The organism is Thermococcus sp. 9N3 (assembly GCF_012027685.1).
Taxonomy (GTDB): domain Archaea; phylum Methanobacteriota_B; class Thermococci; order Thermococcales; family Thermococcaceae; genus Thermococcus; species Thermococcus nautili.
The window spans coordinates 257,300-282,185 of record NZ_SNUV01000001.1 but is presented as its reverse complement, the minus strand read 5'-3'; the positions used below and the strand labels follow the sequence as shown (position 1 = coordinate 282,185).

Here is a 24,886-nt window from a genome sequence, read left to right as displayed (position 1 = left end):
AGCGACTTTTTAACGATTTGCGTAAACAAAAAAGTTTAAGTAAATAGAAACGTTTACCCAAAATCGATGGGAAGGTTCCTTTCCGCCCCATGGATGTAGTTAATAATGTTTGCACGATTCACATGTAGCTCCAGATGCCCTTACCCCTGTAGTTCTTGACGATGGTCTTCGTCGTCGTGAGGGTCTCGAGGGAGTAGCCTATGCCCTCCCTGCCGATTCCGCTGTCCTTCATGCCGCCGAAGGGGTAGTAGCCTATGCCGTGCCTCGGGAACTCGTTGATGAACACCGCGCCAACCTCAAGCTTCCTTGCGACCTTTCTCGCGCGCTCGTCGCTCCCGCTGAAGACCGCCGCGTCGAGCCCAAAGCGAGAGGAGTTGGCAACGCCTATTGCTTCCTCGTCGCTCCTGACCTTAACGAGGAGCGTCAGCGGGCCAAAGACGTCCTCCTGAAATGCCCTGAGCTTCGGGAGCGTTTCCCTGTCCACTTCAAGGAGGACCGGCCAGACGTAGGTTCCCTCGCGCCTGAACTTCGTCAGCAGGACGGCGCCCTTGTCCACAGCATCTCTGTAGACTTCTTCAATCGCTTCGGCGCTCTTCTCGTCAATCAGCGGGCCCATCACGGCGTTCTCGTCCTCGAGCGGGTTCTTGGGCTCTATCTTTGACAGCTCCTCGACGAGTTTTGCCCTGAGGTCGGAGTAGATGCCGCTCTCCGCTATAATCAGCCTTATCGCGTCGCACCTCTGGCCGGAGTAGCTCACCATGCCCTTTACGAGCTTCTCAACGGTCTCTTCAAGCGGTGCGTCGTCGAGCACTATGGCCGGGTCCTTGCCTCCGAGCTCCATGTGATAGGCCTTTATCCCCCCGACCGCGAGGATGTGCTCCCCGACATCGGTGCTGCCGGTGAACGTGACCGCCCTTATGCGCTTGTCCGCGACGACGGAGTCCATGAGCCTCCCGGGGATTGTGAGGAGCTGGTACGCCTCGGGAGGGACCCCGGCGAGCTGGAGAACCCTCGTGAAGAGCAGTGGCGCGAGCGGGTCAAGGGAGGCAGGCTTGAGCAGGACCGCGTTTCCGGCGAGGAGCGCGGGTATCACCTTCGCGGCCGAGATGAAGAGCGGATAGTTGTAGGGGCTTATCGCTAAAACCACCCCATAGGGCTCCCTCTTGACTATGCCCTCGCTCTCCAGCGTTTCCTCACTCCAGTCGCCGGGTATGTAGTCGCCGACGAGCTTCCTGAACTCCATCGTTGTCTTCTCAAGCCTCTCAACCGTCGCCCTGACCTCACCCCTCGCGTTGGAGAGGGGCTTCCCGGCGTCAAGAACGAGCGCCGTGACGAAGTCCTCAAACGCGTCCCTTATGAGGCACGCCGCCTTGAGGAAGGCTTTGACGCGCCTGTCCCCGGGAGTCTCCCTGATGACAAACCTGCCCCTCTCGTATGCCGTGGAGACGGCTTTCCTCGCGAGGTCGCCGTCGGCGAGGCTCACGCGAGCTATGACGCTCCCGTCAATTGGGCTCCTGACTTCCGCGGTTCTGCCGGTGAACAGCCACTCCCCATCCACGTAGGTGGCGAACTCTGGAACCCCGTCCTCGCCCTCGCGCCACACTCCCCTGAAGAGCTCGGACTTCGGTCTGAAGGGGCCAACCATGATATCACCCAAAGTGATACCGAGCTTGAGTTTAAACGTTTTTCGCAAACATTTCTGTTTTTGATAAGCATTATTGTTTACCCAAACGGGCTTAAGCCGGGGCCCCAAGGGAGAGCGGTGGTACCATGGAAATCTGCTACCGGCCGATTGGGGTCATTCACAGCCCCTTCCGAGAGCCTAATGGAGTTCCGATTCAACCTTCGGCCGCGAAGGGGATTCGCGGAACCGTGGAGGTGTTCCCGGAGTACGCGGACGGGCTGAAGGACATCGAGGGCTTCTCGCACGTAATCCTGATTTACCACTTTCACCTCGCGAGGCCCGGGGAGCTAATCGTCAGGCCGTACATGGACGACGAGGGGCACGGCGTCTTCGCGACGAGGGCACCAGGCAGACCGAACCCGATAGGGCTCTCCGTTGTGCGTTTGCTCGAAGTTCGGGGAAGGCGGCTCACTGTGGGGAATATTGACGTCCTCGACGGGACTCCCCTGCTTGATATAAAGCCCTACGTGCCGGAATTCGATGTTCACCGGGTTGAAAGAATCGGATGGCTTGAGAAAAACGTCCACAAACTTCCAGAGGCGAGGGACGACGGGCGCTTCACGCGTTAGGGTCGCCGAAAAGTTTATAAGTCTGTGCATATGCACAAAATAACAGAAGGAAGGAGGTGATGGGCATGAGGATAGCAATCCCAACCAACGGCGGTGGGAGAAACGACACGGTTGCTCCCGTCTTCGCGAGAGCGCCCGCGTTCCTCATAGTTGACGTTGACGAGAACGGAAACGTCGTGAACGAGAAGGTCATCCAGAACCCCGCCATGAACGCCGCTGGAGGTGCCGGACCGCTGGCAGTTCAGACACTCATCAACGAGGGCGTTGAGGCAATAGTCGCCCCGCAGGTCGGCCCGAACGCCCTTGGAGCCATCCAGGCCGCGGGCATAAGGCTCTACCAGGTCGCTCCGGGAACCCCAGTCGAGGAGGCCATCAAAGCCGTTACCAGCGGAAGCGCCCCGAGCACCGCCGCCCCGGCGCCGGCCTACGGACCGTATCCTGCCGCTCCGACAACTCCAGTGGCCCCAGCCGCACCGGTCTATCCGGCTTACCCAGCCTACGGCTTCGGCTACGGTTGGGGAAGAGGCTGGGGTCGCGGCTGGGGAAGAGGACGCGGATGGGGCCGTGGATGGGGCAGAGGAGGAAGAGGCTGGGGTGCAAGGCTCGGCTACTGCCCCTGGACCGGCCAGCCAAGCAGGAGAACCCTCCGCTGGCTCTACGGTTGGTGGTGAGTTCTCTTCTTTCTTTTAATTGACCGGAGGTTTAAAGATGCCGCGAGGAATGGGTAGGGGCTACGGAAGGAGAGGTTACTACGGCAGAACCTTTTACCCGTTTGGGGACTTCTACGGAATCCTCGACCTGCTAATCCTGTTAGGGATACTCTACTTCCTGTTCAAGCTCTTCATAGTCGCCCTCCCGTACGCCCTCGGACTCGTCGTGTTGTTGCTCCTCCGCTCGTTCCTGAGGGGAAACCGTTTCCGGTTCTGCGGGCCTTTTTGAGCCTATGCAAAATTTTTTAAGTTCGGGTTACCTAAATCAACCGGAGGTGGTGTGAATGAGGATTATTGTGTCCACTATAAACGGCGGACTTGACGACCGCGTTAACCAGGCCTTTGGAAGAACTCCAACTTTCACGATTGTCGACGTCGAGAACGGAGAGATAGTGAACGTCCAGGTCGTCCCGAACCCCGGCTACTCCCAGCCGAGGGGAGCGGGCGTTACCGCGGCGCAGTTCGCCATTGACCAGGGAGCTGATGCAGTAATAGCGGGCCAGTTCGGGCCAAACTCCTACGGCGTCCTTCAGGCGGCAGGCATAAGAATGTACTCAGCTCCCCCGACCATGACCGTCAGGGAAGCCGTTGAGGCGCTCCTCCGCGGTGAACTCCAGCCCGGAATTCAGGGAGGTGCAGGAATGGGTCCCGGCGGTGGCATGGGAATGGGCCGTGGCATGGGCAGAGGCATGGGTCGCGGTGGAGGAATGGGAAGAGGTCGCGGTATGGGCCGCGGAAGGGGCGGCTGGTACTGAACCCTTTTATATCTTCTGTTTTCCACATATTCTGTGATGCCTATGGCGATTGTCAGGCTCTGGCACGGGAAGGTTCCGATTGAGAAGGCCGATGAGTATGAAAAGTTCCTCATCGGGAGGGCGGTTCCGGACTACGGCTCCGTTGAGGGCCTTTTGAAGCTCTACTTCACAAGGAGGGACGAGGAGGACGTTGCCCACTTTCTCCTCATAACGGTCTGGGACTCGATGGAGGCCATAAAGCGCTTCGCCGGCGAAAACCCCGAGCTGGCAAAGTATTATCCCGAGGACGATGAGTTTCTCCTTGAAAAGGAGAAATACGTCCAGCACTATCGGGTTTTCTACGAGAAATAATCGGCGCAACCCTTTTCTATTCTTTCGCCCTATTCTGATGTGGTGGCGATGAGAAAGAGTCAGCTCCTCGCCGGGGTTCTCGCACCGATAGTGGCCCTCACGGGCATAGGGACGGCGATTCTCATAAACCGCTCGTGGTGGCGGCTCACCGACAACGCGATAAGCGACCTTGGAAAGCTCGGCCTGCCCCATAACTGGGTTCTAAACGTTTCCCTCGTAGTCTCGGCCATTATGGCGATTTACTACGCGGTTGGCCTCGTCGAGGAAGTCAGCAACACCACCGAAAAGCTCGGGATTGGAGTTTTCATCGCTGGACTGGCCTTCCTCGCATTAATCGGCCTCTTCCCGGAGGGAACGAGCCCCCACTACTACGTCAGCTGGGGCTTCTTCATCTTCGCGAGCCTCGGTTTCCTTGTCACGGGTATTGGACTGGGCCTCTCTGGAGAAAAGGAGCTTGCGGTCTTCAGCATAGCCCTCTTCACAGTCGGCTGGGCGCTGGCCCTCTGGGCGAAGAACAGCTTCCCAGGGATAGCACCGGCAGAGTTCGTTGGCGTCTTTGGAGTGATTGCGTGGCACTACACAGTAATGTGGAAAAAGTTCAGAGGGGCTCCTCGTCCCAGAGGCTGAGGTTGTTCCCCCTCTCTTTTCTCACCAGCGGCTCCCCCAGGAGTTCCTGCACATACAGCTCCGCGACGAAGACCTCTCCCCTCATCAAATGTCCCCCGAAAACGTCGCCGCTGGCGTTGCCCAGAGTGACGTGGAGGTGCGCAAAGGGCCGTCCATCCTTGATGCTGACGTTGCCGAGCAGGGTCAGCAGCTCGAAGGTTCCCACGAGCTCAATCCGCTTATAGCCGCGAGTTTCCTCCGAGTAGTAGCCCACGACCGGGTTCCTGAGCGAACCTATGCCCTTAACAATCGCCGTCTTTATTCCCTTCTCCTCCGCGAACCTGTTTACAAAATAGAGCAGGTCCTCCCCCTCGGGAACCCTGAGCAAGAAAATTCGCCCCGGCTTGAACTCCATGCTTCCACCTCAAAGCTAATAAGACTGCCACTCTTTAACGCTTTGGGTGGTTCGATGAAGACCAAGGAGGCACTGCTCGCAATCCTACCAGAGCTTGAGGAGCTGAACGATGTTGACTTCAGCCAGTACGCGCCACCATATCCAAACCTACTTACCGCTTTCCTCGAAAGTGGGGAAAAAGGTCTTCCCGCCTTTCAGCGGTTTGCGGAAAGGGCAGTCAGTAAGGAAGTCGTTGGTCAGGTGCTCCTCTCACTCCTCCAGTACCTGCTCATACGCTACCGCCGTTTCAACGAGTACGCCGTTGTTAAACCCGCGGTGAAGGTGTTCCTGACGCTCAAAGGCTGGCTCAACGAGAACGGCTTCGAGGAAGACTGGAACAGGGTTCTTGGCTCCTTTATAGGCTACCTCGTGAGCATGGTGCCCATGATAGCGGAGCATGAAGACAAGGAGACCGCTTTAGCGTATGCGAAGCTAATCGAAGACCTCGCAAGGGAAGCTTCCGAAAAGTTCAACAACGAGTACTACGACGAGCTTCTTGAGCGGGCCATGGAGCTGAGGAAAAAGATTGAAGAAAGCTAACGCTCGAGAACTACCTGCGCGTAGCTCCTCGGGTCTTCCCAGACCTTAACGAGGATTCGCTTCACGTTCTCCCCGGCCTTTTCCGCTATTCTCTCCGCGAACCACTCGGCTATGTATTCGGCGGTAACGTTGGGCTTGTCCAGGATTACAACCTCGTCCTCGGGCAGTTCGAGCTTCTTGCCGTTCTTCTTGACCACGACTCTGCCATCTCTCCTATCGAGGACCCAATTCTCGCTGACGAGAATCCTGTGGTCGAGCCTTTTTATGAGGTTGCCGAGGTGGTTGAAGTCGAAAATCATGCCGTTCTCGTTCAGCTCGCCCCATATCTCCACGTCCACGTTGTAGGTGTGTCCGTGAATTCTAAGACACTTGCTGTCGTAGGGCAAGGCGAGGAAATGCGAGCTGTCAAAGTCCTTGTGCCAGCCAATTTTTCTCTCCACGAGCCTGAACATGCTCCCACCGATTGGGCTTCCCCGTTAAGGTTATAACTCTAACTGGACAAACCTGAGGGGAGGAGGCCGAAGAATGCCGATGGGAGGACCTGGATGGGGACGCGGTAGAGGAAGAAGGCGGAAGATGAGAATGATTGGGTTCATTCCCCAGGTTAGGCACTTCTATCCTGCGTTGCCCCCGGTCAGCCAGCCGAAACCGCCGATTTTTATGACCTACGAGGAGTTTGAAGCCCTCAGGCTGGTGGATTACGAAGGGCTAACTCAGGAGGAGGCGGGAAAGAGAATGGGCGTCTCCCGCGGCACCGTCTGGAGGGCTCTCAATTCGGCCCGAAAGAAGGTTGCCCAGATGCTCGTTGAGGGAAGAGAGCTCATAATTTTGCCCCAAGGGAACGAGGTTCCCAGGAGATTTGAAGAGGAAATCTAAGGTTCTGTCTTTTTAAACTCCTTCTTGGGCATTTTCCTCAGTCCCCTTGCCAAACAATCCTTTCTAAGGTCTCCTTTGTTTTTAGGCATCCTAATTGCCGGGTGCCTTAAAAATTTTCAGAGGGTTTTTACTTTTGATAGTTTCAATATTATGTTTTGTTTTATTTTGATTAGTACAACATAACAAAACAGTTATTAAATATAAGAAAAAGTCGTAAATAAAAATCGTTAAAGTTAAGTTAAAAATTCTCTTTGAAAAATAATAAACTAAATACAACTTAAAAAGATTAAATTCGAAAGGAAATCTACAAGAAAAAGTTGAAAATATGAAACAATAAACAAAAAAGAAGATATTCTTATTCTCAAATCAAGAACCGTGATACGCTTTAAGGATTAGCTCGGGCAGGTGGGGGTCAATTGCAATCCCTTCATTTGCAGGTATAACGAACGCAATGACGACGCCATCTCCAACCCGCACAGGCTGGGGGGAATACCCAACCGCTTTCAGGACTTCCCTCTCCAGCCGATTCAGAGACTTAAGTGGAATGACAAGCTCAACCTCACCTGTGCGGGGGTTCTCCTTGAAGAAAGGCCTGGTGCGGTTCTTTACGAATAAAACTTCTCCAAGCCTTGCCGTGATAATCTCCCACGCCAGGGGGCCAAGGTGTTTGTACTCGCCCATCTCAACTCCCCCATATACGAAGAATTTTTCGTAGTCGAGTCTGTAGAGGATATAGACCGAACCGGTGAGCTCGCCCAGGCGTTTAACTTCTTGACAGAGGGGTGCAAGTAACGAGGTAAGTTACCTGGAATAATGCTTGATATAGGTTGATGCTCTTTAATTGAGCACGATTGGCAATGCATATTTTTATTCAATGTTTTTAGATATAAGGTACATTATATCTCAAACCAACGAGCAGAAAAGTGCATTAGCATGAGAAACGCATGAAGAGTATTTCAGTATTGCCACTCATATCTAAAGGTGAACAGCAAAGGCACCCCCGTGTTCTCTATGTTCCCCGCACAAATCTAAGCCTTCCAGACGTTGACCATATTATTGACCACGATGAATTGTAATGGGAAAAATTGGAATTGATGCGGGCTTCACCACGTGTGATTTCCCTGCAAGAGCAAGCGGGATAGGTGGCCAAATATTTCGGCCAGCATTTTACCCACCAAATAAGTAGATTCTTTGGATTTTATAAAACTTTTTATATGTGAAAATTTACTTGATATAGAGGTTTTAATTCCCTTTTAAAATTAGAAAAAACTAACTAAAATTAGAGCGTTATAAAAATGCTGATGAGAATAATAAAATTACCAAAAGAGTCATAAAACATAATAAGAACATAAACAGTAAACACCCTCCCAAGAATCAAGAGAGTTTGTGGTAAAAATGAAGGAATCAGAGAGAACGCTCACGGATGTGGCGGAGCACGTTGTCAACTATCTGAGGAGCAACACCGATGTAATTCTCGGGTCTCAGCGAGGCTAAATCTTCCTCGCTCAGGTACTTCCTAACTTCCTCGCTCTCCTTCACGACCTCAAGGAAGTCCCTTCCCTCCTCAAAGGCCTTCATGGCCAATTGCCTAACGAGCTCGTGGGCCTCCTGCCTGCCCATGCCCCTCTCGGCAAGCTTCAGCATCAGCGGTTCGGCCATGATGAGGTTCTTCGTCAGGTAGAGGTTGCGCTCGATGTTCTCCGGGAAGAACTCCAGCCCCTTGAGAACGCGGATTGTGACGCGGAGCATCTCGTCAAGGAGAACGAAGCTCTCGGGAAGGATAACGCGCTCGACCGAGGAGTTCGTAAGGTCCCTCTCGTGCCACAGCGGGTTGTTGAGAAGCGCGGGAATAACGTTGGAATAAAGAACCCTCGCCAGACCGCAGACCTTCTCCGTCCTTATCGGGTTCCTCTTGTGGGGCATCGTCGAAGAACCAACCTGCTTCTTTCCGAAGGGCTCGCTGACCTCTAGGATTTCCGTCCTCTGGAGGTTTCTGATTTCAAGGCCGATTTTATCGAGGGTTGATGCAACCAAGGCCAAAAACATCATCAGCTCTGCGTATAAGTCCCTCGGAACGAGCTGGTTGGTTATCAGCGCTGGCTTAAGGCCAAGGTCCTCCATGACGAGCCTTTCAATCTCAAGGGCCTTCCCCCCGAAGGAAGCAGCGGTTCCAACGGCACCGCGCATCTTGCCAACAAGGACGCGCTTCTTGAGCTCTTCAAGCCTCTCAAGGTGTCTCTGAACCTCGTCGAGCCAGAGGGCGAACTTCATGCCGTAGGTCGTTGGAACCGCGTGCTGTCCGTGGGTTCTGCCTATGCAGACGGTGTACCTGTGCTCCTCGGCGAGCTTCATTAGCACGTCGCGGAGCTCCCTAAGGTAGCGCTCGATGAGCTCAAGGCTCTCCTTTATGAGGAGCGCGTTGGCGGTGTCGATTATGTCGTTGGAGGTCGCGCCGAGGTGGACGTACTTCCCGTGCTCACCGCAGACCTCGCTTAAGGCCTTGACGACGGCCATTATATCGTGGTGTATCTCCGCCTCTATCTCCTTGACGCGTTCGAGTTTCACCCACTCAGTGCTGGCCCTCTCGGATATTACTCTAGCGCTCTCCTCGGGAATGTTGCCGAGCTTCGCGTGGGCCCTCGCCAGAGCAGCCTCAACGTCGAGAAGCTTTTGAAGCTTGTTCTCCTCGTCCCAGATGCGCCTCATTTCCTCGCTCCCATAGCGGTAGTCAATCGGGTGAACCGCCATTCCAATCACCATTCTCGTGATTATTTTGGATGTTAAAACGTTTTCTTTTGACAATCATACGTCAATATCGGCCGGGCAAACGAGCGTTTTTGAGATGCGCTCGCCACTTAAAAAGCCCTTCCCACAGATAGAACCGAAAAGTATTTAACCCTATGCCCGCGATAGGCTGATGACAAAACTTCCGGAGGTGCCAGAAATGGCTGAGGAGCACGTCGTCTACATCGGAAAGAAGCCGGTTATGAACTACGTCCTCGCCGTGATAACCCAGTTCAACGAGGGCGCTAAGGAGGTCAGCATCAAGGCTCGCGGTAGGGCTATCAGCAGGGCCGTTGACGTCGCCGAGATTGTCAGGAACAGGTTCCTCCCCGAGGTCAGGGTCAAGGAAATCAAGATAGGCACCGAGGAGCTCCCGACTGCCGACGGCAGGACCGCCAACACCTCGACCATCGAGATTATCCTCGAGAAGCCGTGAATTTAACCCCTTTCCTTTTCCTTCGGGTTTCTTCTGAGAAGCAAAGTTTAATAGCACCGCCCCGTACCCCTTCTGGTGGGCCCGTTGGAGTACGAGACCATAGACGTTACAGATGAGCGGGTTCGCGAGCTCGCGCAGGTTCTCGCCAACGAAAGGGCGATGGCCATTCTGAGGCTTCTCCGCGAGCGTGAGCTCTCGATGAGCGAGATTGCGAAGGAGCTCGACATGCCCATATCCACAGTTTCATACCATCTTGACAAACTTCTCCGCGTGGGTCTCGTTGAAGTGGCCGGGAAAAAGTACGGCAAAAGATTGCAAGAGGTAAAGCTCTACCGAGCATCGGGCCGGCCGATTCTACTGCTCCCGCGCCCAGCCGAGCGGAGAACGTCACCGTTGGACAAACTGCGCGTCATAACCCTCTCGGTTGCAACGGGGCTTTCCGCACTCGTCTACTGGGCCGCGGAGAAAATGTTGTCGTCTGAGAGGAGTAGCGGGACGGGGACAATTAAAATGTTCTCGGCCGAGACGACAAGCAGGACCGGTCACTCGGGGGATTACGTTCCCGCCCTACTCGCGATAATGACGTTCGTCATCGTAATTTCCGCAGGGTGGTTTCTTAAGAAACGTTTTTAAGAAACTCAAATCAACCCCAACTCGTGGGGTGAGATTCCAATGATGGCCGTGGGACAGGTGGTCAAGAGAAAGGCAGTGATTGTGAAGCCCGACGACACCATCGAGAGGGTTGCAAGGATACTCTCAAGACACAAGGTTGGGAGCGCCGTTGTCGTGGACGACGACGAGATAGTTGGGGTCATCACCGACCGCGACATCCTCGACAAGGTCGTTGCGAAGGGACGCGACCCTAAGACCGTCAAGGTGCACGAAGTCATGACGAGGAACCCGATAACGATTGAGGACGACTACGACATAAGCGATGCAATAGACAAGATGATGGAGAAGGGTATAAGGAGGCTCCTCGTAACGCGCCTTGGAAAGCCCCTTGGTTTCGTTACCGCGGCGGACCTGCTGGCAGCCCTCAACAGCATGAACAACGAGGAGGAAGAGGAAACCGTTGAGGAGACCGAGGTTTACGGAATCTGCGAGCTCTGCGGTCAGTACGGCCCGCTCTACAAGGTCTACATAGAGGGCCAGGAAAGGTGGATTTGCGAGAGCTGTAAGGACAGCCTCAACCTTTAGCCCCTCAGCTCTCTCATTATCTCATCGAGGATTATTCCGAACTCCCTGTTCCTGTTCTCAACGCTCAGAACGTGGGTCTTTCCAAGGGGCCTGAACTTGTCAATCATCCTCCTGTGGACAACCGCCAGAAGGGGTTTGTCCGAGTTCAGCACCTCGCCGACGACCTTCACGAACTCGTCGCTCTTGTACTCCATCGGGCCGATTTCGTCTATTACAACCAAATCCGCCTCGACCAGCGCACGCCTTATTGCCGACACCCCTACTCGCTCAAGCTCATCAACGTGGACGACGTACTTTCCGAAGGGAACCCCGGGCAAGTGAGACGTTCCGCGCAGGCTCGCGAGCGTTCCCTCCTCACCGGTGTCGAGGGCGATGATTTTGAAGCCTATTCTCCTTCCGTTTCGCCTTACCTCTTTCGTTATCATGCCCCCAACGATGTAGCCCCATCTCTCGACTTCCCTTGCGACCCTCTCTACGAGCGTCGTCTTCCCAACCCCTGCCGGGCCGGTCACGAAAACCCTGACCATTTTTCATCACCGAAGGAGCTTTAAGTTCCTCCCTTAAACCCTTTGGGGTGGTCGCTGTGGAGATAAGGTATAAACCTGAAGAACTAACGAGGCTCCCGAGGAGCGTTCGCTACGAGACGGGAAAGGTTATCATGATTGACCAGACGCTTCTGCCGAGGGAGTTCAAGAACATCGAGCTGAGAACCGTTGATGAGGTCGCCGAGGCGATTATCACGATGAAGGTGCGCGGTGCTCCGGCCATTGGAGCGGCGGCTGCTTTCGGTCTTGCCCTCTACGCGGACACGAGTAAAGCCAGAACCAAGGACGAGTTCATGGACGGCTTTTACAAGGCCTACGACCGGCTGAGGAACACGCGCCCCACCGCCGTAAACCTCTTCTGGGCGCTCAACAGGATTAAGAAGCTCGTCGAGGAGAACGCCGAGAGTTCTCTGGAGGAAATAAGGAAGCTCATAGTTGCCGAGGCGCAGAGGATAGCGGACGAAGACGTTGAGGCGAACCTCAGGATGGGCCACTACGGGGCAGAGGCCTTACCCGAGGGCAACGTTTTAACGCACTGCAACGCGGGGAGCCTGGCTACGGTCCAGCTCGGGACCGTTGGGGCCGTTCTGCGCGTGATGAACAAGGACGGAACTCTCAGACTTCTCTGGGTGGACGAGACGAGGCCCGTCCTCCAGGGGGCCAGGCTTTCCGCCTGGGAGTACCACTACGATGGAATTCCGCTGAAACTGATAACGGACAACATGGCCGGCTTCGTGATGCAGCAGGGAAAGGTTGACGCGATAATAGTCGGCGCAGACAGGATAGTGGCCAACGGTGACTTCGCCAACAAGATAGGCACCTACACCCTGGCGGTTCTCGCGAAGGAGCACGGGATACCGTTCTTCACGGTGGCACCGCTCTCGACGATAGACATGAGCCTGAAGAGCGGGAAGGAGATACCGATTGAAGAGCGGAAGCCGGAGGAAGTCTTAACCTGTGGCGGTTGCAGAATCGCCCCAGATGTAGACGTCTACAACCCGGCCTTCGACGTCACACCGCACAGGTATCTTACAGGAATAATAACCGACAGGGGCGTCGTCTACCCGCCGTTTGAGAGGAACCTGAAGAAGTTGTTCAGGGGGCAGGAATGAGCTATTCTTTTCCCTTTATTTTCCCAAGCAACTTCCTAATCCTCCCCAGAACAGACCTTTTCCCCTCAACCACCTCTTCCACAAAAACACCCTCTATTTCGCCGAGGCGCTCCTCGAAGGCCGGCAGGAGAAGGTCAACGAGCTCAAGAGGTTCGAGGCATGGACAGTCAACGGAGTAGTCGAGCGGTTCTCCGTCAGGAAACTCCGCCCTGAGCGTTACGCTTCCTTTTTCCTTCCTGACTTCAAAACGGGCGGTGCCGTTCTTTCCGACGACCTCTCCCCTGACGAGCATCGAAGGTAGTGCGAAGGGGAAACTTAAAGGCCTTTTTTGAACGGAGGGTTGAAAACGGGAGGTTAAAGTTCCTTTTCGAGGATGAAGGCCCTCTCGCGGTAGCCCCTGCGCCTGTACCAGTTCAAGGCAGGGTTGTCGAGCTCGACGCGGAGCGAGACCTTTGGGGCTCCTTTCTTCCTCGCCCAGTCCTCGGCCCTTTCGAGGAGCGCCGAGCCGATGCCGAGGCCACTAATTTTCGTCTCGACGTCAAGGATGTATGCCGTTGGCACGAAGTCAACGGTGTCCTCCATGATGCAGACCCAGACGTGGCCGAGGTACCTCCCGTAGGGGTCCACCGCAACAAAAAACTTGTGCTCACCATGAGCCAAGAGGCGGTTTATAACCCTTGAGTAGGCGGAGACGTAGTCCTCATCGCTCAGTTCCGCCCTTGAAAAGCCCCTGCTGACATCCATGTCGTACTCGAAGATTTCGTCGAGGTAGGACTCGCCGTCAACCACTTTGAAGTCCCTCGCCGTCTCTTCAATCGGCGGGAGCTTTTCCTTCGGTTTCTTCCCCAGGAACACCCCTGACAGCCTCCTCACGCGTTATCCTCACCCATTTGTTCCCCTTCAGGTAGGCGTAACCCCTCGTGTAGCCTTCAAAAATCGAGTAGAGTTTTTCTCTGAACTCCTGGGGAATTGCATCAATCCTTGAGCTTTTCCCGTCGAAGTGCACCATCTCCACGTGCCAGTGGGGCTTTCCATCGAGCGGGAAGTTGGGAAAGCGGCGCTTTATTAGGTAGAGCGAGTGTTCGAGCTCATCGCGGTCGAGCCTTACGAGGCCCTTCCTCAGCCTTTCAGGGAGCGTGACTATGTGCCAGTCCCTGTACTTAATCAACCTCGGATTGATGCCGTTGGCGAGCAGGAAGGTAAGGATTCCGTTGCACTTGAAGCAGGTTCCGCAGGGAACGTAGTCGTTGCCCTCCCTGTGGACCGAGTGACAGCTCCTCTGGAGGGCGAAGAGTTCTGGATAGCGGCTGTGGAGAATTCTCTCCACTATGAGACCCGTCAAAGGCCTCACCGCCGACCACTGGCGGATTTTAAGGCCCCTCTCGGCGAACCAGCGCGTCATGTAGAGCTCGAAGTCCTGGCTCTGGTCGTAGGTGGCGTTGTAGTGCTCTATCCCGTGGAACGGTTCATAGGAGCGGGGGTCGTCGTACTCGTTGCCGAAGAGCAGGTTGCCGATGCCGTACTTGTAGAGCAGAGGCAGGAAGGCGAAGGCGTAGCCCTCGAAGAAGAACAGCCTGATTGGATAAACCTCGGCCCTCTTTCTCCTCCCGACGCCGTGCAGGATTCTCATGTTCCGCTCTATGAAGGTGTAGAGCCTGTCGGCGTTGCTCCAGACTTTCCGTGTATTCGGTTCATTCTTTTCGAACCAGCGGTATGCAGGAACCGCAACGCGCCAGTGGGCACCGGATTCGTTGTAGAAGAACGGGTAAACCTCGCAGCCGAGCTCCTTCATGAGGCCGTAGGTCAAAAGGCTTTCCTTCCCACCGCTGAGCATGACCGCACAGCGGGAGTAGTCGGGCTCGAAGTCTATTTCCTCTTCCTCGATTCCCTCTGGAGTTAGCTTCGCCATCGGCTCGGCCATCTCGGGCTTTATCTCCTTTGGCACGAACTCCTGCCTTAGGAACTCGCTCGGATTCGCGATTCTGTTCACGAAGATATCTCTCGCGGTCACGCGCATCATGTCCTCGAAGAACCTCATGTCCCTGCTATCGAGGGTGAACTCGAACCGAATTTCGGGCGTGAAGAGGCCGTAGTTTATAGCTGGGACGATGCTCATGAGCTTGGCAAAGGCTTCTATCTTAGGAATCCTCTCGCGGTAGGAGTGGACGAGCTCGTAGCCCTTTTCCTCGCCGTCAATTCCGAGGACGTAGCGCGCTTTGATGCGCCTCGAAGAAATCCTCGGCCGCTCTATGGCGATGTAGTCAAAGCACTTCAGCTCTGGCAGGCTCACGGCCCGTCACCTCCCGCTTGGAGAGCCGCAGGATAAGCCTCGCTATATCGCCGACCCCCTGGAGGAAGGGGACGCGCGTCATAATCCCGGTCTCGGTCTCTATCCTCCTCGCCCACTCAAGGGCCTCATCCTCGCTCAGGCCGGAGGAGTTAATCGTTATCGCCACGGGCTTCTTCCCGCTGAGGAGCTCTATGAGTTGGATGTAAACTTCAAGCGGGGGAATCCTGAATTCGGGAAAGTCGTCGAAGGTCTTCCTCGCGGGGGCGTGCTGGAGGACGATGAAGTCGGGTCTCGCCGCGGCAATCAGGTCAAAGCCGCCGGGGAATGCCGGATGGAGGAGCGAGCCCTCGCCGTGAGTTACAATTACGTCGGGCCTTTCCTCAACCCAGGCGCGGTAGAAGACGTCCTCTATCGCCCCCGGCACGAAGTCGTCTATTATCGAGTCCGTGACTATAGCGTATCTGAAGCCCTGCATCCAGCCGGTCTGGCCCATCGCTATGAACTCGCTCTTTAAGCCGAGCTCTTTGAACGCCTCGTGGAGCATTATCGCAACGGTTCTCTTTCCTATCGCCGCGTCCGTTCCGAGGACAGCCACCTTTACCGCTTTAACCTCCGCTATCTTCCCAGTGAAGGGAATCCTCGTGTTGTAGAAAATCTTCCTCACGTCAACTATCTCCACGCCGTAGCGCCTCGCAAGGTGCTTAAAGTAGGGGTCGTCGCTCAGGAACTCGTGGAGGCCGTTCACAACGCCGAGGCCGTTCTTTATTGCATTCTCAACGATTTTCCGGTAGTTCTCAGGCAGTTTTCCTCCCGGAGTTGCGACGCCGATGATGAGCCACTTCGCGTTCGGGTTTTCGTGGAGCGCCTCCCCTAAAGAGGCGTATATCGGGATTCCGCGCCTTATTCCGTCGAGGACCTCACCTGCGTCCTTTCCCGCGAGCGTTGAATCTATCAGCCCCACGATTTTGAACCTCTTTGAATAGCGGACGAGGCCGTGGGCGGTCTTTCCGTCGGTCGTTAGATAGCGCCCCTCGGTAAGGATTAGCGCCTCATCCAACCCGGACACCCCCAGTGACGACGAGGACGAACCGTCCGTTCCTCAGGTTAAATTTCCTCACGAACTTCACGAGACCGGCCAGCACTAAAGCCGACGCGGGAAGGGGTCTTATCCCTGCCGCGACGCGCATCAGCTCGGCACACCTCAGGGCGGTGTCGTCGGCGAATCCGAAGACGTAGCCGTTTGACTCGCGGACGGCTTTCAGTGCTCCATCTGCATCGAAGGACCTCTCCGAAACGAGGGGCTCGTTGAGTTCAGTCTCCGCGAAGTCGGGGCTTCCACCGTAGAACCTCCTCAGGATTTCGTTGCCAAAAGCGGTGGTCACGCCGACCATCCTCGGAGCCAGACCGACAGCCTTAAACCCCTCCCAGAGGCCTGCCATCGTCGTCCCGTTGCCGAGGGGCACGAAGACCGCGGTGGGGTTTACCCTTGACGCAATCCAGAGGGCCATCTCGGAGTAGGCCCTTATGTCAACGGCGCGGTTGCTCCCCGGGTTGGCGTCGTAGAATCCGTTTTCCCTCGCGAAGGCCCTGCTGGCCCTGACGGCCTCCTCGTAGGTGCCCGGAACCTCGATGACCTCTGCGCTCATGGCTTTCATCTCGGGAAGCCTTTCGAGGGTGTAGCCTTTAGGGACAAATATCACCGCTTTCAAGCCCGCGAGGGCGGAGTAATAGGCTATTGCCACGCCATAGTTGCCGCACGTGCCGACAGTTATCCCCGGAAAACCGCGTTTAACGGCCTCACCAACGTGGGCAAGGGCAATCCTGTCCTTGTGGGTCCCGGTTGGGTTGACGCCCTCGTAGTCGACGTAGAGCTCTCTAACGCCAAGGAGCTCTTCCAAAACCGTGGCGCGGAAGAGTCTGCCGAGGCCGCCGGGCCCCTCACCTGCCTCGGATTCACTCACTGAAAGGCCTTCTTTGGACCTGTAAGATTCGGAACGGGCTGTTTTTATGGCTTCCATTGTTGAATTCCCCCGATATTTGGAATGGGGCATCATCGGGTTGGGCAATGGTATATAAACCTTTCTCCCAGGTGAGGCCGTTTTTGAGGCCGAACTTTGTTCTCAACAGTTAAAAATTTTAGAAAACCGAATAATTGCCGTGAAAATGGAAAAGAAAAGTTTTTAACCCTTTAACCAACCGTAGAGTGCCCCTGAGCGGGGCGAGGTGGTTGAGATGTATCCGCCGAGGAAGAAGGTTCAGCCCAAGGTTGAGGAGGAAGAGGAGGAGTTTGACCCCCTCGAGAGCGTCGAGGACGCCTACGAGGACTTCGACGAATACGAGGAAGACTGGGAGGACGAAGAAGAGGACTGGAGCTGGGATGACGACGAGGACTGAGGGTTAGGTTTTTAAACCCTCTCCTTTTCTCCCGCGCCCATGGCGGTCAGTCAGAAACGCAAAAGAACGAACCTGAAGAAGCTTGAGAGAAGGAGCCAGATGAGACACCGGCCGAATCCGGAGAGGTGGTTTTACTCCTTCATCCCATTCAAGGTCTCAACCGGCGGAGCGGCTCCCCTGATTCCCCTCCTCACAATGGAGCTCGGTGGTGGCCCGAGGGAAGTCGGCCTCGTGAACGCGGTCGGAAGTCTGTCCTCGATGCTCGGTGGCCTCTTCTGGGGAAAGCTCAGCGACAGGCTCAACAGGCGGAAGGTCTTCCTGATACTCGGTTTCCTCGGGACGGCGCTGTCGACATTTCTGTTCGCCCTCGCGGGGAGCATTCCATCGGTGGTTTTCGCAAACGCAATCTACACCTTCTTCATAGCCGCGACCGTCCCGATTCCCGTCCTCATAATAACCAAGGTCTTCCGCCTTGAGGACTGGGACTACGCCATAGGGAGGTTCAACGAAATAGGTGGCTGGGCGTGGGTGCTCGGGCTCGTGATTGGCTTCATCCTGTCCCACCTGCTCCCCATCAGGTGGATTTTCGCCGTTCTTGGTCTAACCGGTCTGCTCTCCGTCCCGTGGGGAATGCGGACGATAAGGGAGGTCCCGCTTCACCTCGACAGAAAAGTCCTCGGGGTCTACGCGGGCTACGTCGTCGAAAAGTTCCGCTACCTCCCGAACTTTATAACGCACCTCCCAAGGTTCTCCACCTGCGGTTTTGGAAGACTCTATATCTCGGCCCTCCTCTTCTGGTTTGGGGCCATGCTCTACTTCACCCAGTTCCCCGTCCTGCTGAAGGCAAGGGGCTTCGGGGCCTCGGTGCTCTACCTGATGAGCATAGGGAACTCCTCAATCTCGGCCTACATGTACACCCGCGTGGGGAGGCGCGTTAGGGAGAGGGGTGGTTACGGAACACTCAGGTTCGGTCTTATCCTCAGGGGACTCGCGTTCCTCCTGCTCGCCGTTGCAACGCCCACCAAGGGGCCCCTCTTCCCGATTCTCGCCTTCGTATCCTACTTCCTCGCGGGCTACACGTGGGCATTCATCGGCATATCAACGACCGCCGTAATCTCCCGCCTCGCCCCGCCCGAAAAGAAGGGAACGCTGATAGGAGCCTACAACCTCGTGAGCTCCCTCGGGGCCATAGCCGGCAACCTGACGAGTGGTTTCGTCGTTTCACTGCTCGGCTTTGCCGGCAATTTTACCCTCGCGTCCGTCTTCCTCTTTCTCTCGCTCCTTCCCATAGTCCGTCCGAAGGCTAAAGCTCGATAACGCTTCCCGTCCTCACTGCCACGAACTTCCCAGGATACTTTCTCCGCACGTAGGCCTTTGCCTCCTCGCCCGAGCAGTGGGCGGGGGCTATGAACTCCGTCATCTCGGCAAGCCTATCGAGGGTCTTTCTGGACGGATAGTGAAAGCCACCGATTACGAGGTGCGCTTTTTCATAGCCAGAGACCTCAAGAACCGCCCTGGTGAGCCTGTCCACGCCCGGGTGAGAGCAGCCGACTATGACGACGAGACCGGAGTTTGTCTCAACCCCAATCGCCTGCTCGAAGTCGATAACTCCAGAAGTCCAGACACCAGGGGCGAGCTCCCCCTCGCCTGTAACGGGAATTATATTAAAGCCCCAGTCCGGAAAACTATCCGCCGGTGGAGTGTAGAGCCTTATCCCGGGGTTCAGCCCTCCAATCAGCGGAAAGCCGCCGTAGTGGTCGTAGTGCCAGTGGCTGAGAACCGCGAAGTCGAGGTTCGTCAAAGGAACGCCTAGGAGTTCAGCGTTGTGGAGGAGAACTTCTCCCCTCGTGTCGGCATCGAAGAGGAAGCGGTTCTTTCCCTCGACGAGGACGCTCCAGCCCCAGTCGTTGATAAACCCCTCCCCGGGAGCGTTGTCGTTTAGGATTACGAGCCTCATGGGGCCACCTCCAAAAAGAAAAACGTCAGTAGTAGGGGTAATACCAGTATAGGTAAGGCCTCCTCACACCGTATCCCCATCTATACGCCCATCCCGGCCTCTGCCATGGCGGCAGGTAGCTGAAGGGCCCTCTCCCCGGCCAGGGCAACCAGCGGGCAAACCTCCAGCCCCTGCCAAACCCCCTTCTGCGCCCCCACCTCGGCATGGCGACCACCAACTGTGCATATGCACAAAGGGATTAAAACCCTTATTGGACAATTTTGAGTATAACTTGCGGTTCAATAACCGAAAGGTTTATCGTGGGCACAGAAGAGCGCATTTCGGTGGTGGTCCATGGGAGTTGGGAGGAAAGATGCACTTAAAGCCCTCCAGAGCATAAAAGAAAAGATTAAAGCCAAGGAATCGCGCTGGAGATACAAGGTTGCGGTTCTGAGCGGTAAGGGTGGGGTCGGAAAGAGCACAGTCGCGGTGAACCTTGCAACTGCCCTCGCGAAGAAGGGCTTCCGCGTTGGTTTGCTCGACGCTGACATTCATGGGCCCGACGTCGCCAAGATGATGGGGCTGGAGAACGTTGAAGTTCTGGCGGAGAGGCTCGAAGACGGGCGCTTTGAGATGCTTCCTCCTGAGACTGACTTTAATGGAAGAACTGCTCCAATAAAGGTCATGACAATGGGCTTCCTCGTCGGAGAAGACCAGCCGGTAATCTGGCGCGGGCCTTTGGTTACCAAGGCCATCTGGCAGCTGCTCGGTGACGTCAAGTGGGGCGAGCTCGATTTCTTTGTGGTGGACTTCCCACCGGGGACCGGCGATGAGATACTCACCGTTGTCCAGAGTATCGAGCTCGACGCGGCAGTTATCGTTACGACTCCGCAGGAAGTCGCTTTGCTTGACACTGGAAAGGCCGTTAACTTCATGAAGAAAATGAATGTCCCCTACATCGCCGTGATTGAGAACATGAGCTACCTAATCTGCCCGTACTGCGGCAATGAAATAGACGTCTTCGGCAGGGGCGGGGGTAAGAAGCTCGCCGAGAAGGAGGGCGTTGACTTCCTCGGTGAGATACCGATAGACCTCAAGACGAGGGAGGCGAGTGACGCTGGCATTCCAATAGTCCTCTACGGAGACACCCCTGCGGCGAAGGCATTCGAAGAAATAACCGAGGAACTCGTTGGCAGGCTGAAGGAAATGAAAGAGAAGAGCTCCGACTAAAGGCACTCCTCGATAAACTCGGTGAGGGCGTTCAAGAGAACGTCGTTCTCTTCTTTCCTTCCGACCGTTATTCTAACGTGCCCCTCAAGCCTTCCGGAGAGCTTTTTAACCGCAATCCCGCGCTCAAGGAGAAAGTCATGGGCGTCGAGCCTTACCAAGAGGAAGTTCGCCTCGCTCGGGTAGGCGTAAGGCCTGAGGGCATGGTAGAGCCTCTCGCGCTCCGAGACGATGTAGCGGATGATTTTCCTCACGTAGTCGAGATGGTTGAGCATGAAGTCGGCTGTCGCGAGGGAGAGCGAGTTCACGCTGAACGGGGGCCGGAGCTTCCTGAGCTGCTCCATGGTTTCTTCACTCGCCACCGCGTAGCCGAGCCTCGCCCCGGCAAGGCCGAAGGCCTTCGAGAACGTTCTGAGGACTATCAGGTTGTCGTAGTCCTTCACGAGGCCAGTGCTACTCTCCCGCGAGAACTCGGCATAGGCCTCGTCGAGCACCACAGGCGCCCCCGTCTCAAGCACTTCGATAATCCTCTTCCGGGGCTGGATGTTCCCCGTCGGATTATTGGGAGAGCAAATGAAGACGGCCCTAGCGTTCTCCGCGTGGGCCTCAATGTTACCGAGCTCGAAGTTTTCGCCGAGGGGGACGTCCTCAACCTTCAGCCCCTCGATGGCCGCGAAGAAGGAGTACATCCCGAACGTCGGCGAGCTTATCACTACCCGGTCGCCCTCGAAGAGCTTGAGGATTAGGCCTATCAGCTCGTCGCTCCCGTTGGCGAGCATGACGTTTTCGGGGCTTAATCCAAGGGCTTCGGCGATTTTCGCCTCGACGTCGGTGGGAAAAGCCGGAGGATAGCGGTTCAGGGGAATCCGCGAGAGCTCTGAGAAGAGCTCCCTCTTGAGGCCGTGCGGCAGGTCAAAGGGGCTCTCGTTCCTGTCGAGGCGGATTCTCACTTCTGGCTCCCCAACGGGCTCCCATGAGGGAAGGTTCAGCACGTTTTTTCTAATCCTCCACATTACCACCACCGCTTATCTTTTTCGGGCAGTATCTAACCTCACAGAAGGTGCAGACGAGCTTTGTTTTGTCCCGCTCGGGAGTTTTCACGAGGATTCTCGTCACTCCAGGAATTCTTCCGATTTCCTGAAGGGTTCTTCCGCCCAGCGGCCTCTCAAGGACTATAGAAAGGTGAGCCCTTTCCCCTGGCAGGTTCCGGAGGTCAACCGCTATGACGTCGTTTCCCTCCGCGGTTATTTTCCCGAGCACGTTTTTGAGGACTTCTCCAGGGGAGCCACTCACTTCAATCTGAAGGGCCTCCCAGCCCATCACCGGTGCAATCGCTTCCACCCGTAACCCAGGTCTCAGGTTCTGGAAGAGAATGCTAAGGGCCTTTGAAAACTCGATTGTCTCGGCGGTCAGGTAAACAACCTTTCTGTTGACTCCGAGGGCCTTCGCCATTGAGCCAGGGGACAGTTCAGCACCCTCAAGGTAAAAAGAGCCATCGCGGACACTAACTCCGGTTCTGAGAAGGAACTCGGCAACCTTCTTCCTCGCTGGATAGTTCCTGAAGTACTCGTCGATTAGAATCATGCTCCCACCTTCTTCTCCCGGATTATCCTCGCGGTTCTCTCGGCGACCTCCTTTTTGGTCCCCTCGAACATCTCACGCGGGAACCTGAATGGAACCGGACTTTCAGGGGCAACGCCTTTGAACTTCACGGGTTTGATGAAGACCTCTTCGCCTCTCTTGAAAAACTCAAGGACGTTGTCCGCGTTCTCGGCGAGTTTCCTGTTGTGCTCCTCAAACATGGCTGAATTCACTGCCACAAATGAGGTAATCCCCCCTAACAGTTTCTCAAGGAGAACCTCGACAAGCCTTTCCTTTTCCCCGCTCCCTATCAGGAGGAGTGTGAAGGAGGGGATTACGATTATGGTCTTCTCATCGACCATTTCCAGTGCGGCATTGAGCTGTTCTGGCTCTGAAAAGTTGCCAATGTAGTAACCAGAATCCGCCCTCTGGAGTTCCTCGCAGGAAGGCTGATAGTCCAGGAAGGTTATCCTCGAGAGCTCATCATCACCAGCCCCAAAGACGCGAAGGTTTCTCAACACACCACAGACAGGAGAACTCGTTGCAAAGTAGAGCACTTTAAAGTCCCTGTGAGTCTTGAGGAACTCAACGATGAACTTTTGAGCGAAGAGGGGCTTTGCAGCGGCCATAGGTCCCGAGAGAAGGGTAAAAGCGGGAAGCTCAAACTCAAAACCTTCAAAGGTAAACCTCATGGTTCTCACCTCACAGCTTCTTTATAGCGGGAATCAGGTTCTTCTTGCCCCTCTCCGCTTCCTTCCTAATCTCCTCAAGGATTTCCTTCGAGAGAGGAACCTCGATTTCTTTCCGCTCGAAGGGAGCGCCTTTCACCCGCTCGACCCTCAGGAAGAGCCTCATCGGCTTCTCCATCCTGCTGAACATGAGGTTGTCGGCTACCTTCTCCAGCTCCTCCACCATGTCCCTGAAGACGTCGGTGTTCACGGTCAGGAAATACGTCTTCGTTTTATCAACGCTCAGTGCCCCCTTAATCTTTTCGTGGATGGCCCTTCCATAGGTCGGCGAGAAGAAGAGCAGGTTCAGCGCGGAGCCTACCACCATGGTGCCTAAGGGCGGATGGGAGTTGCTGAGGTAGACGCTTCCAAGCGCTATAGCCTCGTCCCAGACGTTGGGTTTCACAAAGTTGGCCCTGATGTGGTTGTCGGAGAGGAGTTCGATTCCCTCAATCGTCGGGTCGAGCTCAACGAAGAAGACCCTTCTCCTGTACCGCTCAAGGCTCGCACCGAGGAGCCTCATCGTGTTCTGAAGGTATTCAACTGTCGTGCTCGTGAGGAGGAAGACGACCGCCCCACCGTTTTTGAGCCAGCCGGAGGCGAAGATGTAGCCGATTAGGGGCTTCCCTGAACCGCCAGGCCCGCTGACGAGTGTTGATGTGTTCGCCGGAAACCCCTTGGGGAGTACTTCCTCAATCCAGGGAATCCCGAGCCTCACAAGCATGGCACCACCCCCCAATTAGGTTAGGCTAACCTAATTCCATGTGCGTGGTGAATTACACGAACTTTAAACCTTGCGCCACAAAAATGTATAATTCATAGACGGGAATGCCCAAATGCTTAAAATCCGTTAGGGCAACCTAACCGGGGGAGGGAAGATGAAGTGGATAGAAATTCTGATGGAAGACATCCTCAGACTCGCAAAGGAGAAAGGGTCACCCCCGACTGTTGAAGATATCGTGGTGGACAGCGGGGTTACAAAGGAGGAAGTCAGGGAAGCAGTGAAGGAGCTTGAAAAGAAGGGTCTCGCCAAGGCTGAAGGTGATAGAATAATTCTCACTAGAGAGGGAGAAAGAGCGGCGGAGGTTATTTACAACTACCATCGGACAGTGGAGAAACTCTTCGGTCACAGCACGGCCCATTCGCTTGAGCATATGGGGGACAGGATTAGTTATCTGGAAAAGGCAGGCAGAGCAAAGCCCCTAACGGAATTCAAAGAGGGAACCGAAGGGGTTATGGTTTTCATGGACATTGAGAACCCAAAGGTAATCGCAAGGCTTATGGGGGTTGGTCTGATTCCGGGGACAAGGTTCAGGGTTGTCAGGTCTGGCAACGTTTACGTCCTTGAAACTGGGGGAAGGGTGGTAGTTATCGACAGAAATGTCGCTGAAAAAATCAAGGGGGTAATCACCGATGAAGGTTCTCCTCGTGGGCCAGCCTAACGTCGGAAAATCAAGCCTTCTCAACGCCCTTACCGGGGCAAAGGTCATAATCTCAAACTACCCTGGAACGACCGTCGATGTAAGCACGGGAGAGGCCGTGATAGGCGGGAGAAAGTTCACTTTCATAGACACCCCCGGCGTGTACAGCTTAACCCCCTCGAGCGAGGAAGAAAAGGTCACGGACGGGATAATTCTGGAGGGCGACTACGATTTTGTCATTCAGGTTATTGACGCAACCGCCCTGGAAAGGGGGCTGATTATTACCCTTCAGCTCGCAGAACTGGGTGTTCCGATGATTGTTGCGCTCAACTTCTGGGAGGAGGCCGAAAAGAGGGGCATCCTGATAAATCGCGACATGCTTGAGAGAATCCTCGGGGTTCCCGTTGTAAACATAAACCCCGTAAAGAGGAACCTGAAAGAGCTCGTTGAGAGACTGGACGAGGCAAAACCATCCCGCTATACCTTCAGCTATGACGACCATATAGAAATTGCCATAGCAGAGGTCATGAAGAGATTGAAATACGAGGGAAAACTCTCAAGGAGGGTATTGCGGTCAAACTCGTCGAAGGTGACCCCGTAGCCGAGGAACTCTTTGGCTTTCCAGAGCTCATTGAGATTAAAGAACACTTCAGGAGAGAACACCCCAACATCGAGAGGGACGTACTCGTT

Annotated in this window: 34 protein-coding genes; 17 read left to right on the top strand and 17 right to left on the bottom strand. The window is 55.2% G+C overall.

The annotated features are described in order from the left end of the window. Positions 1 to 118 precede the first annotated feature (118 nt). Entirely contained in the window at positions 119 to 1,645 is a 1,527-nt protein-coding gene (gene gapN / locus E3E30_RS01510; protein ID WP_167728206.1) for an NADP-dependent glyceraldehyde-3-phosphate dehydrogenase, read from the bottom strand. A gap of 125 nt (positions 1,646 to 1,770) precedes the next feature. Here gapN and tsaA point away from each other — a divergent pair, with 125 nt between their 5' ends. The 6 genes from tsaA to E3E30_RS01480 all read left to right on the top strand — a co-directional run bounded on the left by tsaA (position 1,771) and on the right by E3E30_RS01480 (position 4,696). After that, positions 1,771 to 2,253, top strand: coding sequence for a tRNA (N6-threonylcarbamoyladenosine(37)-N6)-methyltransferase TrmO (gene tsaA / locus E3E30_RS01505; RefSeq protein ID WP_042690421.1), 483 nt, complete (start codon positions 1,771 to 1,773; stop codon positions 2,251 to 2,253). Between the two features lie 65 nt (positions 2,254 to 2,318). Further along, the gene (locus tag E3E30_RS01500) at positions 2,319 to 2,924 is read left to right on the top strand and encodes a NifB/NifX family molybdenum-iron cluster-binding protein (RefSeq protein WP_167728860.1); all 606 of its coding nucleotides are present in this window, start codon (positions 2,319 to 2,321) and stop codon (positions 2,922 to 2,924) included. Between the two features lie 37 nt (positions 2,925 to 2,961). Beyond that, a complete protein-coding gene (locus tag E3E30_RS01495; protein WP_167728205.1) occupies positions 2,962 to 3,192 on the top strand; it encodes a hypothetical protein in 231 nt (76 codons plus the stop codon). 55 nt (positions 3,193 to 3,247) lie between these two features. Further along, positions 3,248 to 3,718, top strand: a complete 471-nt coding sequence (locus E3E30_RS01490; RefSeq protein WP_099211463.1) for a NifB/NifX family molybdenum-iron cluster-binding protein — start codon at positions 3,248 to 3,250, stop codon at positions 3,716 to 3,718. A 36-nt stretch (positions 3,719 to 3,754) separates the two neighbouring features. Beyond that, complete coding sequence (locus E3E30_RS01485; RefSeq protein WP_240922495.1) at positions 3,755 to 4,069, top strand: antibiotic biosynthesis monooxygenase; 315 nt, start codon at positions 3,755 to 3,757, stop codon at positions 4,067 to 4,069. A gap of 48 nt (positions 4,070 to 4,117) precedes the next feature. Next, a complete protein-coding gene (locus tag E3E30_RS01480; protein WP_167728858.1) occupies positions 4,118 to 4,696 on the top strand; it encodes a DUF998 domain-containing protein in 579 nt (192 codons plus the stop codon). On the opposite strand, the gene E3E30_RS01475 is transcribed toward E3E30_RS01480, so the two are convergent. Further along, a complete protein-coding gene (locus tag E3E30_RS01475) occupies positions 4,668 to 5,090 on the bottom strand; it encodes a PPC domain-containing DNA-binding protein (protein ID WP_042690435.1) in 423 nt (140 codons plus the stop codon). The two genes, E3E30_RS01480 and E3E30_RS01475, sit on opposite strands and share 29 nt — an antisense overlap. A gap of 54 nt (positions 5,091 to 5,144) precedes the next feature. Here E3E30_RS01475 and E3E30_RS01470 point away from each other — a divergent pair, with 54 nt between their 5' ends. Next, positions 5,145 to 5,669, top strand: coding sequence for a hypothetical protein (locus tag E3E30_RS01470; RefSeq protein WP_167728204.1), 525 nt, complete (start codon positions 5,145 to 5,147; stop codon positions 5,667 to 5,669). Here the strand turns inward: E3E30_RS01470 and E3E30_RS01465 are convergent. Continuing rightward, on the bottom strand, positions 5,666 to 6,121 hold the full coding sequence (locus E3E30_RS01465) for a 6-carboxytetrahydropterin synthase (RefSeq protein WP_167728203.1): 456 nt from the start codon (positions 6,119 to 6,121) through the stop codon (positions 5,666 to 5,668). The two genes, E3E30_RS01470 and E3E30_RS01465, sit on opposite strands and share 4 nt — an antisense overlap. A gap of 73 nt (positions 6,122 to 6,194) precedes the next feature. On the opposite strand from E3E30_RS01465, the gene E3E30_RS01460 reads away from it, so the two are divergent. Then, entirely contained in the window at positions 6,195 to 6,545 is a 351-nt protein-coding gene (locus tag E3E30_RS01460) for a DUF134 domain-containing protein (RefSeq protein ID WP_042690444.1), read from the top strand. Between the two features lie 366 nt (positions 6,546 to 6,911). Here E3E30_RS01460 and E3E30_RS01455 read toward each other — a convergent pair whose 3' ends face one another. After that, positions 6,912 to 7,226: a hypothetical protein gene (locus E3E30_RS01455; protein WP_167728202.1), complete on the bottom strand. Its 315-nt coding sequence runs from the start codon at positions 7,224 to 7,226 to the stop codon at positions 6,912 to 6,914. A 723-nt stretch (positions 7,227 to 7,949) separates the two neighbouring features. After that, positions 7,950 to 9,293: an adenylosuccinate lyase gene (gene purB, locus E3E30_RS01450; RefSeq protein ID WP_167728857.1), complete on the bottom strand. Its 1,344-nt coding sequence runs from the start codon at positions 9,291 to 9,293 to the stop codon at positions 7,950 to 7,952. Positions 9,294 to 9,489: 196 nt separating this feature from the next. Here purB and albA point away from each other — a divergent pair, with 196 nt between their 5' ends. The 3 genes from albA (at position 9,490) to E3E30_RS01435 (ending at position 10,962) form a co-directional block, all read left to right on the top strand. After that, entirely contained in the window at positions 9,490 to 9,765 is a 276-nt protein-coding gene (gene albA / locus E3E30_RS01445; protein ID WP_013467275.1) for a DNA-binding protein Alba, read from the top strand. 75 nt (positions 9,766 to 9,840) lie between these two features. Continuing rightward, on the top strand, positions 9,841 to 10,398 hold the full coding sequence (locus E3E30_RS01440) for a helix-turn-helix domain-containing protein (protein WP_346765886.1): 558 nt from the start codon (positions 9,841 to 9,843) through the stop codon (positions 10,396 to 10,398). Positions 10,399 to 10,437: 39 nt separating this feature from the next. Continuing rightward, entirely contained in the window at positions 10,438 to 10,962 is a 525-nt protein-coding gene (locus tag E3E30_RS01435; RefSeq protein WP_167728201.1) for a CBS domain-containing protein, read from the top strand. Here E3E30_RS01435 and E3E30_RS01430 read toward each other — a convergent pair. Further along, positions 10,959 to 11,489 carry an NTPase gene (locus E3E30_RS01430; RefSeq protein WP_042690458.1) on the bottom strand — a complete coding sequence of 177 codons (531 nt, stop codon included), beginning with the start codon at positions 11,487 to 11,489 and terminating at the stop codon, positions 10,959 to 10,961. The two genes, E3E30_RS01435 and E3E30_RS01430, sit on opposite strands and share 4 nt — an antisense overlap. A 56-nt stretch (positions 11,490 to 11,545) precedes the next feature. On the opposite strand from E3E30_RS01430, the gene mtnA reads away from it, so the two are divergent. Next, complete coding sequence (mtnA, locus tag E3E30_RS01425; RefSeq protein ID WP_167728855.1) at positions 11,546 to 12,619, top strand: S-methyl-5-thioribose-1-phosphate isomerase; 1,074 nt, start codon at positions 11,546 to 11,548, stop codon at positions 12,617 to 12,619. A gap of 1 nt (position 12,620) precedes the next feature. On the opposite strand, the gene E3E30_RS01420 is transcribed toward mtnA, so the two are convergent. From E3E30_RS01420 to E3E30_RS01400, 5 genes are all read right to left on the bottom strand, one after another. Beyond that, the gene (locus E3E30_RS01420) at positions 12,621 to 12,911 is read right to left on the bottom strand and encodes a hypothetical protein (RefSeq protein ID WP_167728200.1); all 291 of its coding nucleotides are present in this window, start codon (positions 12,909 to 12,911) and stop codon (positions 12,621 to 12,623) included. A 62-nt stretch (positions 12,912 to 12,973) separates the two neighbouring features. Beyond that, entirely contained in the window at positions 12,974 to 13,492 is a 519-nt protein-coding gene (locus E3E30_RS01415) for a GNAT family N-acetyltransferase (protein ID WP_346765885.1), read from the bottom strand. Next, positions 13,431 to 14,909, bottom strand: a complete 1,479-nt coding sequence (locus tag E3E30_RS01410) for a hypothetical protein (RefSeq protein WP_167728199.1) — start codon at positions 14,907 to 14,909, stop codon at positions 13,431 to 13,433. The genes E3E30_RS01415 and E3E30_RS01410 overlap by 62 nt, the downstream gene beginning before the upstream one ends. Then, complete coding sequence (locus tag E3E30_RS01405; protein WP_346765884.1) at positions 14,881 to 15,975, bottom strand: DUF1611 domain-containing protein; 1,095 nt, start codon at positions 15,973 to 15,975, stop codon at positions 14,881 to 14,883. The genes E3E30_RS01410 and E3E30_RS01405 overlap by 29 nt, the downstream gene beginning before the upstream one ends. Then, the gene (locus E3E30_RS01400) at positions 15,959 to 16,870 is read right to left on the bottom strand and encodes a pyridoxal-phosphate dependent enzyme (protein WP_346765883.1); all 912 of its coding nucleotides are present in this window, start codon (positions 16,868 to 16,870) and stop codon (positions 15,959 to 15,961) included. The genes E3E30_RS01405 and E3E30_RS01400 overlap by 17 nt, the downstream gene beginning before the upstream one ends. 271 nt (positions 16,871 to 17,141) lie before the next feature. On the opposite strand from E3E30_RS01400, the gene E3E30_RS01395 reads away from it, so the two are divergent. Both E3E30_RS01395 and E3E30_RS01390 read left to right on the top strand, forming a co-directional pair. Further along, positions 17,142 to 17,303: a hypothetical protein gene (locus E3E30_RS01395; protein ID WP_167728196.1), complete on the top strand. Its 162-nt coding sequence runs from the start codon at positions 17,142 to 17,144 to the stop codon at positions 17,301 to 17,303. A gap of 39 nt (positions 17,304 to 17,342) precedes the next feature. Then, positions 17,343 to 18,620: an MFS transporter gene (locus E3E30_RS01390; RefSeq protein ID WP_167728195.1), complete on the top strand. Its 1,278-nt coding sequence runs from the start codon at positions 17,343 to 17,345 to the stop codon at positions 18,618 to 18,620. On the opposite strand, the gene E3E30_RS01385 is transcribed toward E3E30_RS01390, so the two are convergent. Further along, the gene (locus E3E30_RS01385; protein WP_167728194.1) at positions 18,607 to 19,260 is read right to left on the bottom strand and encodes an MBL fold metallo-hydrolase; all 654 of its coding nucleotides are present in this window, start codon (positions 19,258 to 19,260) and stop codon (positions 18,607 to 18,609) included. The two genes, E3E30_RS01390 and E3E30_RS01385, sit on opposite strands and share 14 nt — an antisense overlap. Before the next feature lie 25 nt (positions 19,261 to 19,285). Further along, positions 19,286 to 19,474 carry a hypothetical protein gene (locus E3E30_RS01380; protein ID WP_167728019.1) on the bottom strand — a complete coding sequence of 63 codons (189 nt, stop codon included), beginning with the start codon at positions 19,472 to 19,474 and terminating at the stop codon, positions 19,286 to 19,288. Between the two features lie 119 nt (positions 19,475 to 19,593). On the opposite strand from E3E30_RS01380, the gene E3E30_RS01375 reads away from it, so the two are divergent. Next, positions 19,594 to 20,469: an Mrp/NBP35 family ATP-binding protein gene (locus tag E3E30_RS01375; RefSeq protein WP_167728193.1), complete on the top strand. Its 876-nt coding sequence runs from the start codon at positions 19,594 to 19,596 to the stop codon at positions 20,467 to 20,469. Here E3E30_RS01375 and hisC read toward each other — a convergent pair. The 4 genes from hisC to E3E30_RS01355 are packed head-to-tail and all read right to left on the bottom strand — an operon-like array spanning position 20,466 to position 23,499. Beyond that, entirely contained in the window at positions 20,466 to 21,479 is a 1,014-nt protein-coding gene (gene hisC, locus E3E30_RS01370) for a histidinol-phosphate transaminase (protein WP_167728853.1), read from the bottom strand. The genes E3E30_RS01375 and hisC overlap by 4 nt on opposite strands. Next, on the bottom strand, positions 21,466 to 22,050 hold the full coding sequence (locus E3E30_RS01365) for a regulator of amino acid metabolism, contains ACT domain protein (RefSeq protein WP_167728192.1): 585 nt from the start codon (positions 22,048 to 22,050) through the stop codon (positions 21,466 to 21,468). The genes hisC and E3E30_RS01365 overlap by 14 nt, the downstream gene beginning before the upstream one ends. Beyond that, the gene (locus E3E30_RS01360) at positions 22,047 to 22,739 is read right to left on the bottom strand and encodes a hypothetical protein (RefSeq protein ID WP_167728191.1); all 693 of its coding nucleotides are present in this window, start codon (positions 22,737 to 22,739) and stop codon (positions 22,047 to 22,049) included. Before E3E30_RS01360 ends, E3E30_RS01365 begins: the two co-directional genes overlap by 4 nt. A 10-nt stretch (positions 22,740 to 22,749) precedes the next feature. After that, positions 22,750 to 23,499, bottom strand: a complete 750-nt coding sequence (locus E3E30_RS01355) for an ATPase domain-containing protein (RefSeq protein WP_167728190.1) — start codon at positions 23,497 to 23,499, stop codon at positions 22,750 to 22,752. 154 nt (positions 23,500 to 23,653) lie between these two features. Between E3E30_RS01355 and E3E30_RS11405 the strand changes: the two genes are divergently transcribed. After that, positions 23,654 to 24,217 carry a FeoA domain-containing protein gene (locus tag E3E30_RS11405; protein WP_167728189.1) on the top strand — a complete coding sequence of 188 codons (564 nt, stop codon included), beginning with the start codon at positions 23,654 to 23,656 and terminating at the stop codon, positions 24,215 to 24,217. Further along, complete coding sequence (locus E3E30_RS01345; RefSeq protein WP_167728188.1) at positions 24,189 to 24,797, top strand: FeoB small GTPase domain-containing protein; 609 nt, start codon at positions 24,189 to 24,191, stop codon at positions 24,795 to 24,797. Before E3E30_RS11405 ends, E3E30_RS01345 begins: the two co-directional genes overlap by 29 nt. The last annotated feature ends 89 nt before the right edge of the window (positions 24,798 to 24,886 follow it).

What these genes read in the sequence shown, in the direction of transcription:
- gapN (WP_167728206.1), bottom strand. Translation starts at nt 1,645, where the DNA reads ATGGTTGGCCCCTTCAGACCGAAGTCCGAGCTCTTCAGGGGAGTGTGG.
- tsaA (WP_042690421.1), top strand. Translation starts at nt 1,771, where the DNA reads ATGGAAATCTGCTACCGGCCGATTGGGGTCATTCACAGCCCCTTCCGA.
- E3E30_RS01500 (WP_167728860.1), top strand. Translation starts at nt 2,319, where the DNA reads ATGAGGATAGCAATCCCAACCAACGGCGGTGGGAGAAACGACACGGTT.
- E3E30_RS01495 (WP_167728205.1), top strand. Translation starts at nt 2,962, where the DNA reads ATGCCGCGAGGAATGGGTAGGGGCTACGGAAGGAGAGGTTACTACGGC.
- E3E30_RS01490 (WP_099211463.1), top strand. Translation starts at nt 3,248, where the DNA reads ATGAGGATTATTGTGTCCACTATAAACGGCGGACTTGACGACCGCGTT.
- E3E30_RS01485 (WP_240922495.1), top strand. Translation starts at nt 3,755, where the DNA reads ATGCCTATGGCGATTGTCAGGCTCTGGCACGGGAAGGTTCCGATTGAG.
- E3E30_RS01480 (WP_167728858.1), top strand. Translation starts at nt 4,118, where the DNA reads ATGAGAAAGAGTCAGCTCCTCGCCGGGGTTCTCGCACCGATAGTGGCC.
- E3E30_RS01475 (WP_042690435.1), bottom strand. Translation starts at nt 5,090, where the DNA reads ATGGAGTTCAAGCCGGGGCGAATTTTCTTGCTCAGGGTTCCCGAGGGG.
- E3E30_RS01470 (WP_167728204.1), top strand. Translation starts at nt 5,145, where the DNA reads ATGAAGACCAAGGAGGCACTGCTCGCAATCCTACCAGAGCTTGAGGAG.
- E3E30_RS01465 (WP_167728203.1), bottom strand. Translation starts at nt 6,121, where the DNA reads ATGTTCAGGCTCGTGGAGAGAAAAATTGGCTGGCACAAGGACTTTGAC.
- E3E30_RS01460 (WP_042690444.1), top strand. Translation starts at nt 6,195, where the DNA reads ATGCCGATGGGAGGACCTGGATGGGGACGCGGTAGAGGAAGAAGGCGG.
- E3E30_RS01455 (WP_167728202.1), bottom strand. Translation starts at nt 7,226, where the DNA reads ATGGGCGAGTACAAACACCTTGGCCCCCTGGCGTGGGAGATTATCACG.
- purB (WP_167728857.1), bottom strand. Translation starts at nt 9,293, where the DNA reads ATGGCGGTTCACCCGATTGACTACCGCTATGGGAGCGAGGAAATGAGG.
- albA (WP_013467275.1), top strand. Translation starts at nt 9,490, where the DNA reads ATGGCTGAGGAGCACGTCGTCTACATCGGAAAGAAGCCGGTTATGAAC.
- E3E30_RS01435 (WP_167728201.1), top strand. Translation starts at nt 10,438, where the DNA reads ATGATGGCCGTGGGACAGGTGGTCAAGAGAAAGGCAGTGATTGTGAAG.
- E3E30_RS01430 (WP_042690458.1), bottom strand. Translation starts at nt 11,489, where the DNA reads ATGGTCAGGGTTTTCGTGACCGGCCCGGCAGGGGTTGGGAAGACGACG.
- E3E30_RS01420 (WP_167728200.1), bottom strand. Translation starts at nt 12,911, where the DNA reads ATGCTCGTCAGGGGAGAGGTCGTCGGAAAGAACGGCACCGCCCGTTTT.
- E3E30_RS01395 (WP_167728196.1), top strand. Translation starts at nt 17,142, where the DNA reads ATGTATCCGCCGAGGAAGAAGGTTCAGCCCAAGGTTGAGGAGGAAGAG.
- E3E30_RS01390 (WP_167728195.1), top strand. Translation starts at nt 17,343, where the DNA reads ATGGCGGTCAGTCAGAAACGCAAAAGAACGAACCTGAAGAAGCTTGAG.
- E3E30_RS01385 (WP_167728194.1), bottom strand. Translation starts at nt 19,260, where the DNA reads ATGAGGCTCGTAATCCTAAACGACAACGCTCCCGGGGAGGGGTTTATC.
- E3E30_RS01375 (WP_167728193.1), top strand. Translation starts at nt 19,594, where the DNA reads ATGGGAGTTGGGAGGAAAGATGCACTTAAAGCCCTCCAGAGCATAAAA.
- hisC (WP_167728853.1), bottom strand. Translation starts at nt 21,479, where the DNA reads ATGTGGAGGATTAGAAAAAACGTGCTGAACCTTCCCTCATGGGAGCCC.
- E3E30_RS01365 (WP_167728192.1), bottom strand. Translation starts at nt 22,050, where the DNA reads ATGATTCTAATCGACGAGTACTTCAGGAACTATCCAGCGAGGAAGAAG.
- E3E30_RS01360 (WP_167728191.1), bottom strand. Translation starts at nt 22,739, where the DNA reads ATGAGGTTTACCTTTGAAGGTTTTGAGTTTGAGCTTCCCGCTTTTACC.
- E3E30_RS01355 (WP_167728190.1), bottom strand. Translation starts at nt 23,499, where the DNA reads ATGCTTGTGAGGCTCGGGATTCCCTGGATTGAGGAAGTACTCCCCAAG.
- E3E30_RS11405 (WP_167728189.1), top strand. Translation starts at nt 23,654, where the DNA reads ATGAAGTGGATAGAAATTCTGATGGAAGACATCCTCAGACTCGCAAAG.
- E3E30_RS01345 (WP_167728188.1), top strand. Translation starts at nt 24,189, where the DNA reads ATGAAGGTTCTCCTCGTGGGCCAGCCTAACGTCGGAAAATCAAGCCTT.